An 18,046-nucleotide genomic window follows, 5' to 3' on the forward strand; every position below is an offset into this window, starting at 1 on the left:
GGTCCTTTATGCGCATAAATTTACGGGAGCAAGGCGGCGATCTCATTCGCGCACGCCCGTACTTCGATGGCGGCGAGCTTGGCGCCGCGATCGCTCATCTGTAGCACTGTTTGACCCAATGCCATTGCTTGCTTGTAGGCTTCGCGGGTAGGAATCTGGGTCTTGAGGAGAGGAAATCCGAGCTCTTCTAACGCACGCTTGAGCTCGCGCGTCAGCATGCGCTTTTCTTCCGTCTTGTTGAGCAGGAAAACTGCGCGCAGGTCTTCGTTCATGACCTGCGCTTGCTGGACGAGTTTGACTAAGCCAATGCTCGACCAATAATCGGCGGGCGACGACGACGTCGGGATCACCGCAACGCTCGCCGCGAGCAGAACGACGCCCGAGACTTTTTCCGTAATGGAAGGTGGGCAGTCGACGACGATGATGTCGTAGTCGCCAACGAACTTCTTGATCTCACGGTGAATCTGGCTGCCGGCTTCGGAAAGATTGACGACGGGGAACGGTATGCCGGTGTCACCGTCGGAGGATGCGCTGGCCCAGTGGATCAATGTGTTCTGACCGTCGGCATCCACGACCAGGACTCGCTTTCCTTTCTCGTGAAAAGCCGCCCCGAGGTGCATCGCGATTGTGCTCTTCCCGACTCCACCTTTTTGCTGAGTTACCGCGATGATTTCAGCTGCCAATGTTCACCTCTCTTTTTTAAGCGCAGATGGATTTTACCTGGAAGAATTCGTATTTCAATCGTTTCTTTTGAATCGCGATGGAATTAGCCGTTCAGCCAGGTTTATGCGCATAAAGATGATTGCCGTGCCGTGCCGTGCCGTGCGGTGACGTGACGTGACGTGACGTGACGTGAAGTCAGGCGTGGCGGAGACATAGGTGCACATGCGTAGCCGGGCGGATGATCGGCGCTTGTGAGCGGGTCAGTTTGGCGTAATGCCAGTCGCGTCGCGGCGGCTACCCCGGCAACTTTATTGCGCCTCATGGATTGACGGCCGAGCAGAGTGGGCACGCCCCGCTTCTTAGTCCGATGCGCTGACCTAGTTGGAACGCGATGTCGATTGGATCACGAGCCCCTGCCTGCTCGTCGGCGATATGCGGTCCACCGGTTTATGCGCATAAACCACCGTTGCCTCTAGCCAGCTCATTTTTGTTCGCTGCTTCACGTTGGCAAGTGGATCGCGACTTCGGCCACATGGTGGCAATACTGACCTCGGGCAATCGCGGGTTGCTAAGAGGACGGGTGATTGGAGGACGGGCACAAACCCCGCCGTCCAGGCGTTCCCGCGCCGCGGTTGCGGGAAGCTCAGCCGGACCAACTTCGCTGGCTTTATGCGCATAAAGTTGCTGTCTCCTCCGCCCCGATTAGAAGGGCCGACGGAGAGCAAATCGGTGCGCTGCCTTGGCAGAACGGTTCGGTCGCCGCTTTGGAAACTGCCAATAAAGCTGCCGCTCAATCCCCGCTCTAGCCGTGCGACGGGCCGTGCGCATCGAAGGCATTCGCGTCAACAACCTGCCGCTTCGCAGGCAACTGAGACACAACGCGCCTTCCTAACACACGACATGGCGACCAAGCTCCACCGTCAACATGGCAACCACGCCCGCCGTCAGTCATCCGCCAAGGCAGCGGCGGACGGCATCGTGGCACGGCAGACCAGCAACAAAGCCATCCGCCGATAGCGGATAAAATCCGACAACAACGTCCCCGACGTACCAGCCTCTCTCCTCTTAACCACCAAACGCGTCATGATCACCATCTACCACAACCCTCGCTGCTCCAAATCCCGTGCGACCTGCGATCTGATTACCAGCAGGTATAACGACGGCAAAGAGATTGTTGAAGTCATCGAATATCTGGATCATCCGCTCACCGTCGCTCAATTGCAGCAGCTGAACATGCAGCTGGCTTGTCCGGTGCGCGCGATGATCCGCGACACCGAGTCCGAATACGAGGCACTAGGCCTATCTGAGCCCACGTTAAGCGACGCTCAGTTATACGAAGCATTAGCTGCGCATCCGATACTCCTGCAACGACCGATCGTCGTGCGAAACGGGCGTGCTGTGATCGGCCGTCCACCGGAGAATGTGGCGAGCTTGTTCGTCGAGCATCACACCGGAGCGCAGCAATGAAGTGCAAGGCATAGCTCCTACGCAATGTGCTCTGAAGGTGAGGCGCCGGCGACCAGCGCTATATTCTTGCGCAACTGCATTGGCATGATTCGCACTTCACCTCACCGCTGTCAGCGGTCCCCTGCGTTCGGGCAACAGGCTCGCACCGACGAACATTCGCATCCGTTGCACCGGCATCAACTAAATGCAATGACAGTTTCATCGAGGCTGTGAGTCGACGTCGGTGGAAATAAGCCAACGCCCTGGCGTCGACTCCGTCCAACCGACGTAGGGAATCGCGCCGTGCGTCGCGCAACCGTCCACAGACTGCGACGCGCCCAACAAAATCATCACACTGGCAGTAATTAACGCAGACCTGTCCCTTCCTGATACACGACACGATCTACGCTAGCGCAGCAGGAACAGACGCGTCACACCCCGCGCGAGCGGTTCCCCGAACACAAAAACGGAGTCCGAATGCTTGAACTGCGCCCATCTTGTGAAGGATGTGGAAAGTCGCTGCCGCCGAATGCGTCCGACGCGATGATCTGCACCTACGAATGCACTTTCTGCGAAGTGTGCGCGCTGACGACTTTGCGCAACGTATGCCCTAACTGCGGCGGAAATTTCGCACATCGACCGATCCGCACGCGGGCTCAGTTAGCAAAGCACCCGGCTCGTAGCGAGAGAACCGCCGTTGCTATTGACGAAGCCTCGCACTCCGAATTCCTCGAGCGCTATCGCACGACGCCACCCAGCGAACGGTGACGTTTCGGGCATATCGCGTCGCCGCCAGGAGCAATACGGCAAACACCGCAAGCCCACCGGCATGCAGCATCAATCGTCGCCGTTCATCCCGTCCGACGTCGAGATGCCGCTCATGGTATGAGCGGCGTCACGCAGCAGACGAATCTGTTTGCGATAGTTGCGGCAGCCGCTGCAAGTCGGCAGATGCAGCCGGATGGCAACCCATTCGCCAGTCGTCAACGGACGGTCTAACGCGTCGGACAGCAGCCGGGTGATGTGCTTACATTTCCCCATTTGCATCCTCGCTGGATAAGCCTTTCTCGCTCAGACAGGTGCGCAAGCGAAGACGCGCGCGATAAATCAGCACGCTGCAATGGTTGGCCGTCAGTTGCAGTTCCGCGCAGATCGCATCGGTGTCGAGGTCGAGAAATTCGCGCATCATGAAAACGCGCCCAATATGCTCGGGCAGGTGCTCCAGGCACGCCTCGAAGAACGCCCAGAATTGCTGCTGACGCAGCGCCGTTTCGGGCGTCGGCCACGGGCGCGGCTTGGTCTGTTGCGACCAGTGACCGTTGTCCTTGAACAACTCGCGATCGAGTAGCGCTTCGCCATCGAGTTCTGACTCGAGGGCGGAGAGGTTCACAGTGCGTTGCCGGGCACGCAGCGTATCCACGAGCTTGTGCCGCAGGATGCCGAACACCCACGTCTTATGTTCCGACTGTCCGACAAACCGGTCGGCTTGCGTCCAGGCTGCGGCGAGCGCTTCCTGGACAGCATCTTCGGCAGCCGCGGCATCGCGCAATTGCAAACGGGCGAAGCGCACGAGGTCGCGACGCAGTTGAGCCAGATAAACAGGGTCGCCGAGGGTCCCGGCGCTCGCCTGCGTCACGGTAGGCTCCGCTGCACGCGCCGCGAAGCGTGCGCGCGGTCGTCTGAATGGTTGTCGCTCATAAACGGAGAGTTTGTCTCGCACGGGGTTCTGGCACGAGCGCCATTCTGCCGCAGCTTGCGGCGCAAGCGAATTGATATTGGACATACGCGGTCTCCAACGCGGGGATTTGTGGGCGTTAGTCGCGCGGGGCGGGCATCTTGTGACAAACAGAAATCGACTATTGCGAAAAACGAAATTATCGTTCGTGGCCCGTGCACCTGGCGTTCCTCTCCCGCCAAAGGCACGCCAGTCACGGGATGAGTCAGCGAAGCATTCGTTGCATTTGCATTATTTCAGTTAGTGAAAAGAAGTCTTCCCATCTAGCCCATTTTTAGGGGGGCACTGAATCGCTATTCTTCGGCCATCGATCGCATCAGATCGCCAGCCAAACACCACGAGGAGTAGCACCATGAAACGCATTCTGTCCGCCCTGATCGCTTCCGTCGCTTTGTTCGCCGCCGCTTCCGGCGCAGCCGAGGCTGCTGCCCCGGCACAATGCAATGGCCCGGCGTCGTACTGCAACGTGTTTTTCGGCAACTAAGCTCCGCTCCGGGCCGCCTGCACCCATGCAGGCACCAGCGGCTGACCGCGGAAATCGCGGAGACGAACTGTCCGAAGCGAAAAAGGGCGCCCAGATGGGCGCCCTTTTTTCGTAGCAACGTCAGAACGAAACCAATCACGGGCCGGATGCCCGTTCCAAATCCACGCCGCTGCCTACGCCACCCGCACCTCCCTGCGCTCTGACCACGCGTTTTCCACCAGCGCGGTCACAGCCGAATCCACGCCACGGCTGCTCGAACGTGCGATTAACCGCACACCGTCACCACTCACGACTGATCACCGAAAAACTGCCGCTGCCTCCAAATAGCGTAGGCCGGAGGCAGGCTTGATTGACAAGGCAAAAGTAGCACTTATCCACAAGGTTATTCAGTAAAACTGTGGATAACTTTTGCACCTGCCGCGTTATCCACCGCGCCAGCGTAAAACCGCCGTACTTTTCCGCCACTTTGTCCAAAGCGGTGCGGGCCGACGCCCTGCGCCCGGCTTTTTGCCTATGATGACAGTCCGTACCCTTTGCGCGTCGAGCGCCTTATTCAAGGAAGCGAATCATGGCCCTACACATTGCAGTTGTCGTCGGCAGTTTGCGTCGCGAGTCGTTCAACCGTCAGTTGGCGCAAGCGGTCGTCTCGTTGGCGCCGTCCGACTTTACATTCGAGTTCATCGACATCGGCTCGCTGCCGCTCTACAGCCAGGACTACGACGCGGATTATCCCGAAGCGGGCAAGCAACTCAAACAGCGGATCGAGGCCGCCGATGGCCTGCTGTTCGTCACGCCGGAATACAACCGCTCGATTCCGGGCGTACTGAAGAACGCACTCGACTGGGGCTCGCGTCCGTGGGGCACTAATTCATGGGGTAATAAACCGGGTGCGGTTATCGGCACCTCGGTCGGCGCGACCGGCTCAGCCCTCGCGCAGCAACATCTGCGCAATGTGCTGGCTTATCTCGACGTCGCGGTGCTCGGTCAGCCCGAGGTGTTCATCAAGCACGATCCCGCGGTCATCAATGAGAAGGGCGAAATTCTGAACGAAGGGACGCGCAAGTTCCTGCAGACTTTCGTCGACCGCTACGTTACGTGGGTCAAGCGGCATACCGCTGCCTGACACTGTGTAGCTCCGACCGTCCTGAAGGCGGTGGCGCCGCCGCACCTCCCGGTGCGCCGCCGCTACCGCTATGCGCGTTTTTGCGCTTACACGTGGTGATGCCCGGTCACGCGCTCCCACCCGTGACGCACGGCAAGCTTGAAGCGCTCCCAGGTGCTGTCGGGCGACGTCGTCTCCCAATGGCGCCGTGCTTCCGGCTCGACGTCGTCCCACGCCCTGTCCCGATAACGCACGTCCTTGCCGATTTCCGCACCGTAGCGGTAGGCCGGAACGTAGTCTTCGTAGCGCGCGTCGTCGGCGGCGTACTGCTCGTCGTAATGCGTACGGAAATCTTCTTCGTACTCGAGATATTCGTTCGGAATCTGGCCGCTCAGCCCGGCCGTCGGTTGGGCCGATCCGGAAACCACTTCGGACGGCTGCATCACGGCGCCCGAGCCCGGCGCGGAACCGGCCGCAATCGCACTACGTCCCGCGTCGGCCGCGAGCGGATCCGGCAGAGGCTCGTTCACGGGATCGGCCGCGCGGCTTCCGGTGAGCGGCGGCGGAACGAACGGCTCGGCGTCGGTGCTGCGAGGCGAGGTCGTGTACAGCGGATCAGCCGTCGTAGAACCAGTGAAACCAGGCGACGCAGCTGTTCCGACGCCGCCCGGCGTTGATGTCTCTGTTCTGACGGATGCCGGCGTTTCACGGACCGTCGAAGTCGTCATTCCTGGTTCGGGGCCGCGCGGTGTTCCCGGCGTGACCGCACCGATTCCCAGTTCGTCGAGTAACGAATGCTCGCGGGCATTCTCTGTCGTCGACTGCGTGCTCCAGTCCGGCGAACGCTCGCCGATATCGGTCGCGCCGAGCCGCGTCAGCGTGTTGCGAGCGAGTTCCGCGTGCGATTCGCTGGCAGCGTCGATTACGACGAGCACGGCCCCGCGCCGCACGGCTTCGGTGTAACGCGCGGTCTCCGGCGCCCGTGGACCGCTGGCAAAGAGGCTCGACAGGAAGCGCTCTATGTTTGCGAGCACTCCCGAACCCGCGACCTCGGCGGTTGCGGAGCCGACTGACGGTTCGGCGTTGGCCTGCAACTCGATTGTCTCGCGTGCGAAACCGGTCTGTACTAGTGTCTCCCGAGCGGTTTCGGCCTCAGGATAGGTATTAAACAAACCAATCACGGTATGTCGCATGGCTGTCTCCCGTTTTGGGTAGGACGGATAGCGCAGCGCGCGCCATCCCGGCTATCCAACAGGTGCCGCAACCTTCATGCCGGAGTCTTGATTCATGCGCCACACGGCCCGCCCCGCTGGGCTGCGCGAAGCGCTTCTCGTCGACGACGCGGCAGCGTGCCCGCCGCGCTTTTTACAATCCCGCGCAAATTGAGCAGAAAACGGGGACGCGAGCGCCTGAGAGCCGCTGCCTGCGGTCGATCCTATTGCGCGTGATGCGTGGCCGGATCGAGCCCGGTCTGGACGAGTTCGCGCTGGATGCCCTGCAGAAGACTTTCGAGCAGCGCGATATCGAAGGGTTTGGAGAGCACGCGCACGTTCACATGCCGTGCCCGATCGAGTTCTTCCGCATAACCGGTGACGAGAATCACGGGCAGCGTGACATCGAGCGTTCTGATCGCCTCGGCCAGATCGATGCCGTTAAGGGCGCCCGGCATATGAATGTCGGACAGCACGAGTTCGAACGGCACCGGCTCGCCAGTGCGCGCCCGCTGCGCGTAAGCGTCGCGCAACAGACGCAGCGCCATGTCCGCATTGAACACGCATGTGACCTGTTGGCCCATCATCTGCAACAACGCTTCGGTACCTGCCGCCACTTCCTCGTTGTCCTCGACGAGCAGGATGCGCAGCCCGTGCAGCGCGCCCTGGTGCTCTGCGTCCGTTTCGACCGGCGCGTCGACGGCCGACTCTTCCGGCGCGCGCGGCAGATACAGCCGTACCGAAGTGCCGGCACCCACCGCGCTGTCGATTGCCGCAAGCCCGCCAGATCGCTCGCAGAAGGCAAACACCTGCGGCAGGCCGAGTCCCGTGCCCATGCCCTTTGCCTTGGTCGTAAAGAGCGGCTCGAAAGCGCGCGCGAGCACCTCGGGCGCCATCCCCGCACCGGTGTCCTCAAGCGACACCTGGACGAAGTCGCCTGTCAGCGGAAAGCCATCTTCGTGACGGAACGTGATGTTGGTCGCACGCACGGTGAAGCGCCCGCCGTTGGGCATGGCGTCGCGCGCATTGACGGCGATGTTGATGAGCGCGAGCTCGAGCTCGGCAACGTCCACGCGCATCGGCCAGACGCCGGCGCCGATGTCCATCACCAGCGAAACCTTGGCGCCGAGCGACGCGCGCAGCAAGTCGCGGCATGCGGGCAGCCAACGTTCGAGCGCGACGGTTTCATTGCGCAGCGGCTGCTTGCGCGCGACGCCCAGCAACTGCCGCGTGAGCGACTGGCCGCTCTTCAGCGCCCGCTCCATGGCTGACAATTCCCGGTCCAGCCCGGGCGCGCCGCGCCGCCGTGCGATCTGCACGTTGGCGGCAAGAATCATGAGCAGATTGTTGAAGTCGTGTGCGACGCTGCCCACCAGCGTGCCGAGCGCTTCCATCTTGCGCGACTGCCGGTACGCGGATTCGATCGAACGGCGCATCGACGCTTCCGCCTGCCAGCGTTCCCATGCCTCTTCCTCGGCGCTGAGCCTCCGCAGTGACAGCCAGATCACGCACCATAGCGCGACGGACGGCGTGAATATCGACAGGATCAACACGGCCAGGTGCCGATACCAGGCGGCCCACATCGCCGATGCACGATATCCGCACATGACGTAGACCGGATACGAGCCGACGTGCCGGAACGCGACGATCATGTTGTCGCCGTCGAGATTCGAGCGCATGCGCGCGACGCCGGCGCGGCGTCCCTGGTTCATGGCCTCGGCGAACGGCGAATCTGGCGCGACGGCCGCCGGTTCGCGCGGGCGACGCGGATAGTGTGCGAGGACCGCGCCGTCGGAGCGCACAAGGCTCATGGTCATCGGCGCGCCGTCGTTGCCGCCGAGCAGTTCGCGATAGAACGCGTCGAAATAGCTCGGGCGCAGAGCGACCGACACCACGCCGGCGAAAGTGCCGCCGGGCGCGCGCCGTTCGACGCCGGTGTTGAACACCTGTTCGCCGGCGACATGCCCCGTCATCACCTTCGACACGTGTTCGAGGTCGTGGCCGTCGCGAAGGCCGACGAAATCCTCGCGCTCGCCGATGGAAACCGGGGGTGCCGGATAAACGCGGCTACTCACGAGAAGCGCGCCGTCGCGGCCGAAAATCGACACGGCGGCCACTTGCGGATAGCCGCCGCCCATTGTCCGCACTTTCCGGTGGATGGCGGCCTCGCGCGCGCGAATGCCGTCGTCGTCCAGGCCTTCCGTCAGATCGACGATGCGCGTGTCGAGCGTCTCGTTCATGTCGAAGACCTTCAGCGCATGCTCCTCAGCGACTCGCACGGTGCGCAGCGTCATATTGGTGGCATCGGCTTCGCGGGTTCGCAGGTCGCTGAACGCCATGATCGCGACGTAGAGGCATGGCAGCACGATCGCGGCGACCAGCAGCGCGATCAACGTCATTCGCCGGATCTGGAAGTTCTGCTCCGGCACCGCAGGAAACACGGCCTCGTCCTGCCCATCAGCGGAAAGGCGGCTCGCTCGATGCGGGTCGAACCGGTTTTGGGTCATTTGTTAAGCGCTCAGGTCTTCGGGGCTGGGAGGCACGGCGGATACGAGAAGCATAGTCGCAGAATGGCGGTAGAAGTTACCGTAATTGAGGGCCCCAGACATTTCGACACCTATTCATTGCCCTTTTAAAACAGTGAAGAATCGAGAAGCGCAAACGTACACAAAAGTATAAACGGGATTGAAACGATTATTATGCGGGGCGTATTTTTTCAAATAACGCCCGTGTAAGGAAGATATTGTTATCAGGACGAAAATACCGTGTATTGCATTTCGACTGGTTTGCTTTGAGAATCGACGCAATGAGAAAAAGTGCGTCCGCTATGTTCGGACGCATACGCCGCGAGGGCATCGGATCATGCGTTTACGCGTGAGTGCCGGCGTTCGCGGAAAACAAGCGCGCGGCACGGGACCAGCCGATCCAACCAGCCGCGCCTCATCTACGGGGTAGGCTCACATGCCGGTCATAACCGTCGTCCAGCGCACGCAGCCTTGCGCGCGCCATGGTTTCGCCAGACGCGCGTCGCCGCGCCACCTCCCCGCGCGGCCGCAAGCAGCCTTCCACCGAGGCAACGCACAGTTCGCGGCTTGCCAGACTCCGCCCTAAAGGAATTCCGCTATCCGCCGTTAACCCGTACGAGCTTATTCCGTCTTTCGACCCGCCATGCCTTTGCCAATCGTGATCGCCGATGATTCATTGCTTGCCCGCAAGGTGCTCACCAAGGCATTGCCGCCGGACTGGGACGTCGATGTGTCGTACGCGTCGAACGGGCGCGAAGCCCTCGCTCTGTATCGTCAAGGGAAAGCCTCGGTGATGTTCCTCGACCTGACCATGCCGGAAATGAACGGCTATCAGGTACTCGAGGCGCTGCAGCATGAGGATCTGAACACCTTCGTCATCGTCGTCTCGGCCGATATTCAGCCGATGGCCCAGGCGCGCGTACGCACGCTCGGCGCCGCGGCGTTCATCGCCAAGCCCGTGACGCCGGAGGCGGTACTGCCCATCCTCAAGGAGTACGGGTTGTATGTCTGAGCCAGTCCTCACCGAAGATCAGCGCGACGCGCTGCAAGAGGTCGCCAATCTGGCGATGGGTCAAGCCGCGACACGTCTCGCGCGGCTGCTCGATTCGTTTATCGAATTATCGGTGCCGCGCGTGAGGGTGGTGGCCGTCAGCGAGGCCGCGCAGGCGCTGCGGGAGATGACCGGTATTGAAGACCGGGTCAGCGCGGTACGCCAGGGCTTTCGTTCCGACATCAAGGGCGAGGCGCTGGTGATTTGCCGCAGCGACAGCGTGGAGGACTTGTGCGCGCTGGTCAGCGACCCGTATTCGCGCTCCGCTTACGAAGCTGTGAGCCAGAAAGAACTGATGTTCGACGTGGCCAACGTGCTCACCGGCGCGTGCGTGTCGTGCATTCTCGACCAGCTCGGCCGCACGCCGGTGTTTTCCGCGCCCGGCCTGCTGGGCGACGCCTTGACGCTCGACGAAGTGTTTCAGCCCGGCGTGTTGCAATGGGAAGTTGCATTGCTCGTCGAAGTCAATTTCGCGCTGGAAGACCAGAGCTTCCGCGCGCATCTCGTGATGTTGATGGCGGAAGAGTCCATCCGTCACATGAGCGACGCGCTCGACGCGTTATTGTCCAGCCTATGAGCGCGCCTACCGAGTCGTTGAGCGATCTGGTCGTCGAGCGGGTGGGCTTCGGCATCTTCGTGCTCGACCGCGACATGAACGTGTTGATGTGGAACCGCTTCATGCAGGACCACAGCGGGCTGTCCGCGGAGCAGGTGGTCGGCAAGTCGCTGTTCACGCAGTTTCCGGAACTGCCGCGAGTGTGGCTGTCGCGCAAGATCGAAAGTGTCTTTCAGCTGGGTAGCTTCGCGTTCAGTTCGTGGGAACAGCGCCCGTATCTGTTCAAGTTCGACCACGACCGGCCGATCACGGGCGGGGTCGATTACATGCAGCAGGACGTCACGTTCATGCCGCTCACACGCGATCGGGAGGTGGTGGCCGTTTGCGTGACCATCTCCGACGTGACCCATGTGAGCATCGTGCAGCGAGAGCGCGAGGAGGCTGTCGCCAAGCTGCAGGAGTACGCGGACCGTGACGGACTGACCGGCATTGCCAACCGCCGCTTCTTCGAGGCGCGGCTGCTCGACGAATACACGCGCTGGCAGCGCTATGGCGGCGACATGTCGGTGCTGCTGTTCGATCTCGACCACTTCAAGAAGATCAACGACCAGTTCGGTCACGGCGTCGGCGATACCGTTTTGCGCGTGATGGCGCAGCGCGTTGCCGGGGTCGTGCGGGCGCAGGACACGTTCGGGCGTTTCGGCGGCGAAGAATTCGCGTTGCTGCTGCCGTGCACGCCGCTGGAGGACGCCATGCGCGTCGCCGAAAAAATCCGCCGCACGATTGCCGACACGCCGGTCGAGGTGCAGGGCACGAGCGTGCCCGTTACGGCGAGCGTGGGCGGCGCGGCCGCGCGTGCCGGCTCGCCCGCGTATGACGTGCTGATCAACGAGGCCGATGCGGCGCTCTACAGCGCGAAGCGGCAAGGCCGCAATCGCTGCGTCGCGTTGACGTAAATGGCGGCGATTGAGGTTCGTTCGTAGCGCCCGGTTGCGCTAAAAGGCCGGTTCTGCCCGCGGCATCACGCGCCGCACGTCGCACCGGGCTCGCCGGTCACAGCGGGTTGTGTCGGTCATTGCTCTGTGGAAACTGCGTCGTCGGACAAACGTTGTTATACTTTTCGCCGTTTCCGGCATCCCAGCCGTGTGTTTCGCGCGTGTCCGCGCGCGCGGGCCTCCCGCCCTGCGGCGAGGCATAAAAATTCCTGTACGCCTTTCAGCGGGCGCCCTCCTGCGGAGATCGTCTTGGCTGTATCCAATCTTGTCGTGGACGATACTGAAATCGACGCCGCTGCCGCCACGTCCGGCAGTTCGTTTTATCTCGCAATGCGCATCCTGCCGGCCGCGCAGCGCGACGCGATGTATCAGGTCTACGCTTTCTGCCGCGCTGTCGACGATATCGCCGACAGCGACATGCCGCGCGCCGACCGCGCCGCGGCGCTCGAGCGCTGGCGCGCCGACATCGACGCGTGCTATACCGGCTCGCCGCGCGCCTCGTTGCGCGCGCTGACGCGGCACATCCACACGTTCCATCTGCAGCGCGAGGATTTTCACGCAATGATCGACGGCATGGCGATGGATGCGGCCGCAGACATCTGCGCCCCCGACGAGGCTACGCTCGACCTGTACTGCGACCGGGTCGCGAGCGCGGCGGGCCGTCTATCGGTGAGGATATTCGGGATGCAGGAGGAGCCGGGCCGTTTGCTGGCGCACCATCTCGGCCGCGCGCTTCAGCTGACGAACATTCTGCGCGACATCGACGAAGACGCAGGTATCAACCGTTGCTATCTGCCGCATGAGTTGCTGGCCCGAGAAGGCATCGCGGTAAAGAATCCCTCGCAGATCGCCGACGATCCGTCGCTGCCGCGCGTCTGCGCAACGCTCGCCGAACGCGCGAAAGAGCATTTCGCCGCGTCCGACGCGATCATGGACCGCGAGCCGCGCAACCAGGTGCGCGCACCGCGCATCATGTCGGGCGTGTACCGCTTGCTGCTGGAACGCACACTCGAACGCGGCTTCGACATTCCGCGCACGAAGGTCAGCAAGCCGAAGCTGCGCATGCTGTGGATCGTCGCGCGTTACGCGCTCTTCTGAGCCGATGCCGAGACTCGTACATGTGGTCGGCGCGGGCCTCGCCGGCCTGGCCGCCGCAGTGCAGTTGCAGCGGCGCGGCGCGCGAGTCGTTCTACACGAAGCGGCGCAACAGGCGGGCGGCCGGTGCCGTTCGTACTACGACGCCAAGCTGGGCGCAACGATCGACAGCGGCCATCACCTGATGATGTCGGGCAACGCGGCGACGCTGAATTACGCGCGTGCTATCGGCGCCGTGGACGAACTGACGGGACCGGCGTTGCCGGAATTCCCGTTCGTGGATCTCGCCACTCACGCGCGCTGGACCGTGCGCCTGTCGTCCGGACGGCTGCCCTGGTGGATCTTCGATCAGAACGCGCGTGTACCGAACACCGGCCCGAGCGACTATCTGAGTCTCGTGCCGCTGCTTTTCGCCAAGCCCGGTCGCACCGTCGCGCAAACCATGCGCAGCAATGGCCCACTGTGGGACCGCCTGCTGGCTCCGTTGTTTCGCGCAATGCTCAACGCCGAGCCGCGCGACGCGTCGGCGGCGCTGACTGGGGCAATGGTGCGCGAGACGTTGATGGCGGGCGGCCTCGCGTGCCGGCCGCTCATCGCGCGGAACGGTTTGAGCAGCGCTTTCGTCGATCCGGCGTTGCGATTGTTGCAGCATGGCGGCGCGACGATCGCGATCGGCTCGCGGCTCGAAAAAATCCGGTTTGCGGCGAACACGAGCCGCGTAGAGGCGCTCGATTTCGCCGAACAGAGCGTCGCGCTGGACGTCAACCAGGCTGTGATTCTCGCCGTGCCGCCGGACGTCGCGCAGACGCTTGTCCCTGGCCTGCGGGCGCCGGCCCGCTTTGCCGCGACGCTCAGCGCGTATTTCGCCGTGGAACCGCCGTTCGGCTTGCCGCCCGTCACCGGTCTGCTGAACGGCACCGCGCAATGGCTGTTCGCGTCCGACGGACGTCTGTCCGCAACGGTTTATGGCGTCGGCAATGTTGTCGACACGCCGCGCGAAGAGCTGGCGGCGCGCTTATGGGCCGAGGTGGCTCAGGCGGCCAATCTGCCCGCCGCGCCCATGCCGGCCTGGCAGATCGTCGTCGACGAACGGGCGACTTTTGCCGCGTCGCCGGAGCAGGAAACGCTGCGTCCCGGCACGCGCACTCGCTGGAATAATCTGATGCTCGCGGGGGACTGGACGGCTACCGGCCTGCCCGCGACGATTGAAGGCGCGATCCGCTCAGGCCAGAAGGCCGCGGATACGTTGCTGAATCAACCGATGGAACGCCGATGAACGATTTATCTCAAGCCCACATGCGGGGTGCCGTCATGCCCGAATACGCCGACGAAGCGCGAAGCGCGCCTTCCGTTGCGAGCGATGCGGCCCACGCGTCTACCGCGTCTGCAGAATCTGCGGGTTTCGCCGCTTCGCTCGACACCTCGATCACGCGCGCAACCGAGGCGATCCTCGCCGCGCAAAAGCCCGACGGCCACTGGGTCTACGAACTCGAAGCGGATGCGACGATTCCCGCCGAATACGTGCTGCTGGTCCATTACCTTGGCGAAACGCCGAACGTGGAGCTGGAGCAGAAAATCGCGCGCTATTTGCGCCGCATCCAGCTGGCCGACGGCGGCTGGCCGCTCTTCACCGACGGCGCGCTCGACGTCAGCGCGAGCGTGAAGGCGTACTTCGCGCTGAAGATGATCGGCGACCCCGTCGACGCCGAGCACATGGTTCGCGCACGCGAGGCAATTCTGGCCCACGGCGGCGCGGAGGCGGTGAACGTCTTCACGCGGATCCTGCTGGCCTTGTTCGGCGTGGTGTCGTGGCGCGCGGTGCCGATGATGCCCGTGGAAATCACGCTGCTGCCCATGTGGTTTCCGTTCCATCTGTCGAAGGTGTCGTACTGGGCCCGGACCGTAATCGTGCCGCTGCTCGTGCTAAATGCGAAGCGGCCGCTCGCGCGCAATCCGCGCCGCGTGCGCATCGACGAATTGTTCCGCGGCGCGCCCGTGAACACCGGCATGCCGCAGCGGGCGCCGCATCAACATGTCGGCTGGTTCCGCTTTTTCCGGGTCGTGGATACGGTGCTGCGCGCGGTCGACGGTCTGTTTCCGAAAGCGACGCGCCAGCGAGCGGTCCGCGAGGCAGTGGCCTTTGTCGATCAGCGGCTGAACGGGGAAGACGGCTTGGGCGCGATTTTCCCGGCCATGGCCAATTCGGTGATGATGTACGACGTGCTCGGTTATCCCGCCGACCATCCGAACCGCGCAATTGCGCGTCAGTCGATCGAAAAGCTGCTCGTTATCAAGGATGACGAAGCATATTGTCAGCCCTGTTTGTCGCCGGTGTGGGACACGTCGCTTGCCGCGCACGCGTTGCTCGAAACGGGCGAAGCGCGTGCGGAGCAGGCAGCAGAACGCGGCCTTGCATGGCTGCGTCCGCTGCAGATTCTCGACGTGCGCGGCGACTGGATCTCGCGCCGGCCGAACGTGCGGCCGGGCGGCTGGGCCTTCCAGTACAACAACGCGTATTACCCGGACGTCGACGATACAGCGGTGGTCGCGATGGCAATGCATCGCTCGGCCGCGCTGACGCAGTCGAGTGTCGATAGCGAGGCGATTGCGCGCGCGCGGGAATGGGTCGTCGGCATGCAGAGTAGCGACGGCGGCTGGGGCGCGTTCGAGCCGGAGAACACTCAGTATTACCTGAACAACATTCCGTTCTCCGATCACGGCGCGCTGCTCGATCCGCCGACGGCAGACGTGTCGGGTCGCTGCCTGTCGATGCTCGCGCAACTCGGCGAGTTGCCGCAAAACAGCGAACCGGCGCAGCGTGCGCTCGACTATATGTTGAAGGAACAGGAGCCCGACGGCAGCTGGTACGGCCGCTGGGGTTTGAACTACATCTACGGTACGTGGACCGCGCTGTGTTCGCTGAACGCGGCCGGCATTTCGCACGACGACCCGCGCATCAAACGCGCCGCACAGTGGCTGCTGTCGATCCAGAACGAAGACGGCGGTTGGGGCGAAGCCGGCGAGAGCTACAAGCTCGACTACCACGGTTACGAACGGGCGCCGAGCACGGCTTCGCAAACGGCATGGGCGTTGATGGGCCTGATGGCGGCGGGCGAAGTGAATCACGAGGCGGTTGCGCGCGGCATCGACTATTTGCAGCGTGAACAACGCGCGCACGGCTTGTGGGACGAAACGCGTTTCACCGCCACCGGTTTCCCGCGCGTGTTTTATCTGCGCTATCACGGCTATCGCAAGTTTTTTCCGCTCTGGGCGCTGGCGCGTTTCCGTCACCTGAAGCGCAACGGGCTCACGCGCGTTGCCGTCGGGATGTAACGGATGCTTCGCCCAACAGCGCCGTCCGCCGATGCCGACGGCAACAGCTCGCCTGTCATCGTCGTAACGGGCATGGCCTTCGAAGCGCGAATTGCGCGGGGCCAAGGCGTCGAAGTGGTCTATGCGGCACGCGCCGATCTGCTGGAACGCGCGCTGAACGCAGCGGTCGCGCGCGGTTGCTCGGGGATCGTCAGCTTCGGTACGGCGGGCGGCCTGGCGCCGGATTTGCAGCCGGGCGCGCTCATTGTTGCCGACGCCGTCGAAGGTCCGTTTGGCCGCATTCCCACCGATCCGGCCTGGACGAACAGGCTTGCCGCCGCGCTGGCGACAGGACCGCTCGCGTCACGCTTGCGGCGCGGTTCAATGGCCTCGGTAGCGGCGCCCCTCATGTCCGCCGACGACAAGCGTGCGCTGCATCGCTCGACGGGTGCATTGGCTGTGGACATGGAATCCCATCTGGCTGGCGCAATGGCCGCCGCCCGCGGGCTGCCGTTCGCCGTGTGCCGTGCGATTGTGGATCCTGCGTGGCGTACGTTGCCGTCGGCGGCGACCGCCGGGTTGCGCGATGACGGCAGCACCGCGCTTGCGCCGATCCTGCGCGAGCTGATGCGGCAACCGTCACAGATCGGCGCGCTCATTCAGGTGGCGATCGACGCGCGTGCGGCGCGCGTTTCGCTGGTGCAGGCCCGCCAAGCGCTGGGTGCGGCTGAGGCCTTGCTGAAGTTGGCCTAGCGGTTCAGCAGCGTCGACGCACGCCTTGGGCGGGCGTACGCCGATCCTATTGTGCAGCCGGCGCTGAAGCCGGTTGCTGACTACCAGCAGGTGCAGACGTGGTCGGGACAGCCGTGCCCGTACTGGGCGCTGAAGCCGCACCTGGCGCTGTTGCCGGCGTCGCGGTTGTCCCCGACTTAGCCCCCCTCGTTTCACTCGCAGGCATTGAGCCCGCAGCGCCGCTTGCTGGCGCGGGCGACTCACCCGGATCCGTGTAATTCGGCACGCCCGCCGGTGCGCCCGTAGCGGTACCAGACGCCGCGTCCGGCGTGTCCGCCGTATCGCCCGGGTCTGCGTAGTTCGGAAGCGTCGCCGGTGCGCCGGCCGCGGCGCCCTTCGCTGGAGTCGCCGCAGCGCCTGAGTCGTCCTGATCCTCGTATTCCGGCAGCGGCGCGGCATTGTCGCCGGTGCCGCGCAGACGCGCCCGCCGTTGCTGCGTATAGGCGTCCCGCACGAACGAGTATTTATCCAGCGCCGCTTGCTGCAGAAGATCCGTCGCACCCAGCAGGTCGGAGCGAACGCTCACGAACTGCAGCACGTACAGCGGATTGCGCACCGCCGGCTCCATGTAGTTCAAGGGATTGAACTTCACGTCCACCACCAGCCCCATGCTGTCTCGCACGGTGCTCGGCCCGAAAAGCGGCAAGACCAGATACGGTCCCGATGGAATGCCCCAGTGTCCAAGCGTCAGGCCGAAATCCTGATGATGCTTGGGCAGGCCGGCCGGCGTCGCCCAATCGAGCAGGCCGCCGAGACCGAACGTGGAGTTGAACGCGAAACGGACGAGGTCCTCGGTCGCGTCGGTGATCTTCAACTGCAGCAGCGCATTGGCGGCGTTGGTCAAGTCACCCAGGTTGGAAAAGAAGTTGCTGACGGCCGTGCGCAACGGCTGCGGCGTCACCTTCTGATAGCCCTTCGCGACGGGCACCGCGACATAGCGGTCGAGGCCGTCGTTGAAATTGAACACCGCCCGGTTCATCGGCTCGAACGGGTCGCCGGGCTTGCGGTCGGGACCGGTTGCGCAGCCGGTTATGAGGCCGGTGGCAGCAAGCGCCAGCACGGTGGTACGCAGTTTCATG

Annotated in this window: 17 protein-coding genes; 11 read left to right on the forward strand and 6 right to left on the reverse strand. The window is 63.3% G+C overall.

What is annotated here, in order from left to right; translation table 11 throughout:
- Nucleotides 1–20: 20 nt before the first annotated feature.
- Entirely contained in the window at nucleotides 21–683 is a 663-nt protein-coding gene (gene parA / locus ACTJLB_RS14470) for a ParA family partition ATPase (RefSeq protein ID WP_027779030.1), read from the reverse strand.
- A 1,063-nt stretch (nucleotides 684–1,746) separates the two neighbouring features.
- On the opposite strand from parA, the gene arsC reads away from it, so the two are divergent.
- Together arsC and ACTJLB_RS14480 are read left to right on the forward strand one after the other, a co-directional pair.
- Entirely contained in the window at nucleotides 1,747–2,130 is a 384-nt protein-coding gene (gene arsC, locus ACTJLB_RS14475; protein WP_440783663.1) for an arsenate reductase (glutaredoxin), read from the forward strand.
- A 456-nt stretch (nucleotides 2,131–2,586) separates the two neighbouring features.
- Nucleotides 2,587–2,877 (forward strand): DUF1272 domain-containing protein, encoded by a 291-nt coding sequence (locus ACTJLB_RS14480; protein ID WP_027804738.1) that lies wholly within the window; start codon nucleotides 2,587–2,589, stop codon nucleotides 2,875–2,877.
- A gap of 69 nt (nucleotides 2,878–2,946) precedes the next feature.
- Here ACTJLB_RS14480 and ACTJLB_RS14485 read toward each other — a convergent pair whose 3' ends face one another.
- Nucleotides 2,947–3,156 carry a zf-HC2 domain-containing protein gene (locus ACTJLB_RS14485; protein ID WP_440783664.1) on the reverse strand — a complete coding sequence of 70 codons (210 nt, stop codon included), beginning with the start codon at nucleotides 3,154–3,156 and terminating at the stop codon, nucleotides 2,947–2,949.
- Complete coding sequence (locus tag ACTJLB_RS14490; protein ID WP_440783665.1) at nucleotides 3,137–3,892, reverse strand: RNA polymerase factor sigma-70; 756 nt, start codon at nucleotides 3,890–3,892, stop codon at nucleotides 3,137–3,139. The genes ACTJLB_RS14485 and ACTJLB_RS14490 overlap by 20 nt, the downstream gene beginning before the upstream one ends.
- Before the next feature lie 304 nt (nucleotides 3,893–4,196).
- Here ACTJLB_RS14490 and ACTJLB_RS14495 point away from each other — a divergent pair, with 304 nt between their 5' ends.
- On the forward strand, nucleotides 4,197–4,328 hold the full coding sequence (locus tag ACTJLB_RS14495) for a hypothetical protein (RefSeq protein ID WP_020068649.1): 132 nt from the start codon (nucleotides 4,197–4,199) through the stop codon (nucleotides 4,326–4,328).
- 568 nt (nucleotides 4,329–4,896) lie between these two features.
- Nucleotides 4,897–5,451: an NADPH-dependent FMN reductase gene (locus ACTJLB_RS14500; protein ID WP_440783666.1), complete on the forward strand. Its 555-nt coding sequence runs from the start codon at nucleotides 4,897–4,899 to the stop codon at nucleotides 5,449–5,451.
- Between the two features lie 86 nt (nucleotides 5,452–5,537).
- Here ACTJLB_RS14500 and ACTJLB_RS14505 read toward each other — a convergent pair whose 3' ends face one another.
- Together ACTJLB_RS14505 and ACTJLB_RS14510 are read right to left on the reverse strand one after the other, a co-directional pair.
- Entirely contained in the window at nucleotides 5,538–6,623 is a 1,086-nt protein-coding gene (locus ACTJLB_RS14505) for a hypothetical protein (RefSeq protein ID WP_440783667.1), read from the reverse strand.
- Between the two features lie 242 nt (nucleotides 6,624–6,865).
- A complete protein-coding gene (locus tag ACTJLB_RS14510; protein WP_440783668.1) occupies nucleotides 6,866–9,148 on the reverse strand; it encodes an ATP-binding protein in 2,283 nt (760 codons plus the stop codon).
- Between the two features lie 661 nt (nucleotides 9,149–9,809).
- Between ACTJLB_RS14510 and ACTJLB_RS14515 the strand changes: the two genes are divergently transcribed.
- The 7 genes from ACTJLB_RS14515 (at nucleotide 9,810) to ACTJLB_RS14545 (ending at nucleotide 16,928) form a co-directional block, all read left to right on the forward strand.
- Nucleotides 9,810–10,178 carry a response regulator gene (locus ACTJLB_RS14515; RefSeq protein WP_027779025.1) on the forward strand — a complete coding sequence of 123 codons (369 nt, stop codon included), beginning with the start codon at nucleotides 9,810–9,812 and terminating at the stop codon, nucleotides 10,176–10,178.
- Nucleotides 10,171–10,794, forward strand: coding sequence for a chemotaxis protein CheC (locus ACTJLB_RS14520; protein ID WP_020068654.1), 624 nt, complete (start codon nucleotides 10,171–10,173; stop codon nucleotides 10,792–10,794). Before ACTJLB_RS14515 ends, ACTJLB_RS14520 begins: the two co-directional genes overlap by 8 nt.
- Complete coding sequence (locus ACTJLB_RS14525; protein WP_027779023.1) at nucleotides 10,791–11,729, forward strand: GGDEF domain-containing protein; 939 nt, start codon at nucleotides 10,791–10,793, stop codon at nucleotides 11,727–11,729. Before ACTJLB_RS14520 ends, ACTJLB_RS14525 begins: the two co-directional genes overlap by 4 nt.
- A 288-nt stretch (nucleotides 11,730–12,017) precedes the next feature.
- Nucleotides 12,018–12,866 (forward strand): presqualene diphosphate synthase HpnD, encoded by an 849-nt coding sequence (gene hpnD, locus ACTJLB_RS14530; RefSeq protein WP_088175460.1) that lies wholly within the window; start codon nucleotides 12,018–12,020, stop codon nucleotides 12,864–12,866.
- Nucleotides 12,867–12,870: 4 nt separating this feature from the next.
- Nucleotides 12,871–14,139 carry a hydroxysqualene dehydroxylase HpnE gene (hpnE, locus tag ACTJLB_RS14535; RefSeq protein WP_440783669.1) on the forward strand — a complete coding sequence of 423 codons (1,269 nt, stop codon included), beginning with the start codon at nucleotides 12,871–12,873 and terminating at the stop codon, nucleotides 14,137–14,139.
- Entirely contained in the window at nucleotides 14,136–16,196 is a 2,061-nt protein-coding gene (gene shc, locus ACTJLB_RS14540) for a squalene--hopene cyclase (protein WP_440783670.1), read from the forward strand. The genes hpnE and shc overlap by 4 nt, the downstream gene beginning before the upstream one ends.
- Before the next feature lie 3 nt (nucleotides 16,197–16,199).
- Entirely contained in the window at nucleotides 16,200–16,928 is a 729-nt protein-coding gene (locus tag ACTJLB_RS14545; RefSeq protein WP_440783671.1) for a phosphorylase, read from the forward strand.
- 46 nt (nucleotides 16,929–16,974) lie between these two features.
- On the opposite strand, the gene ACTJLB_RS14550 is transcribed toward ACTJLB_RS14545, so the two are convergent.
- Nucleotides 16,975–18,045, reverse strand: a complete 1,071-nt coding sequence (locus ACTJLB_RS14550) for an MlaA family lipoprotein (RefSeq protein WP_440783672.1) — start codon at nucleotides 18,043–18,045, stop codon at nucleotides 16,975–16,977.
- Between the last annotated feature and the right edge of the window lies 1 nt (nucleotide 18,046).

This window comes from Paraburkholderia sp. 22098 (assembly GCF_052045935.1).
Lineage (GTDB): Bacteria > Pseudomonadota > Gammaproteobacteria > Burkholderiales > Burkholderiaceae > Paraburkholderia > Paraburkholderia caledonica.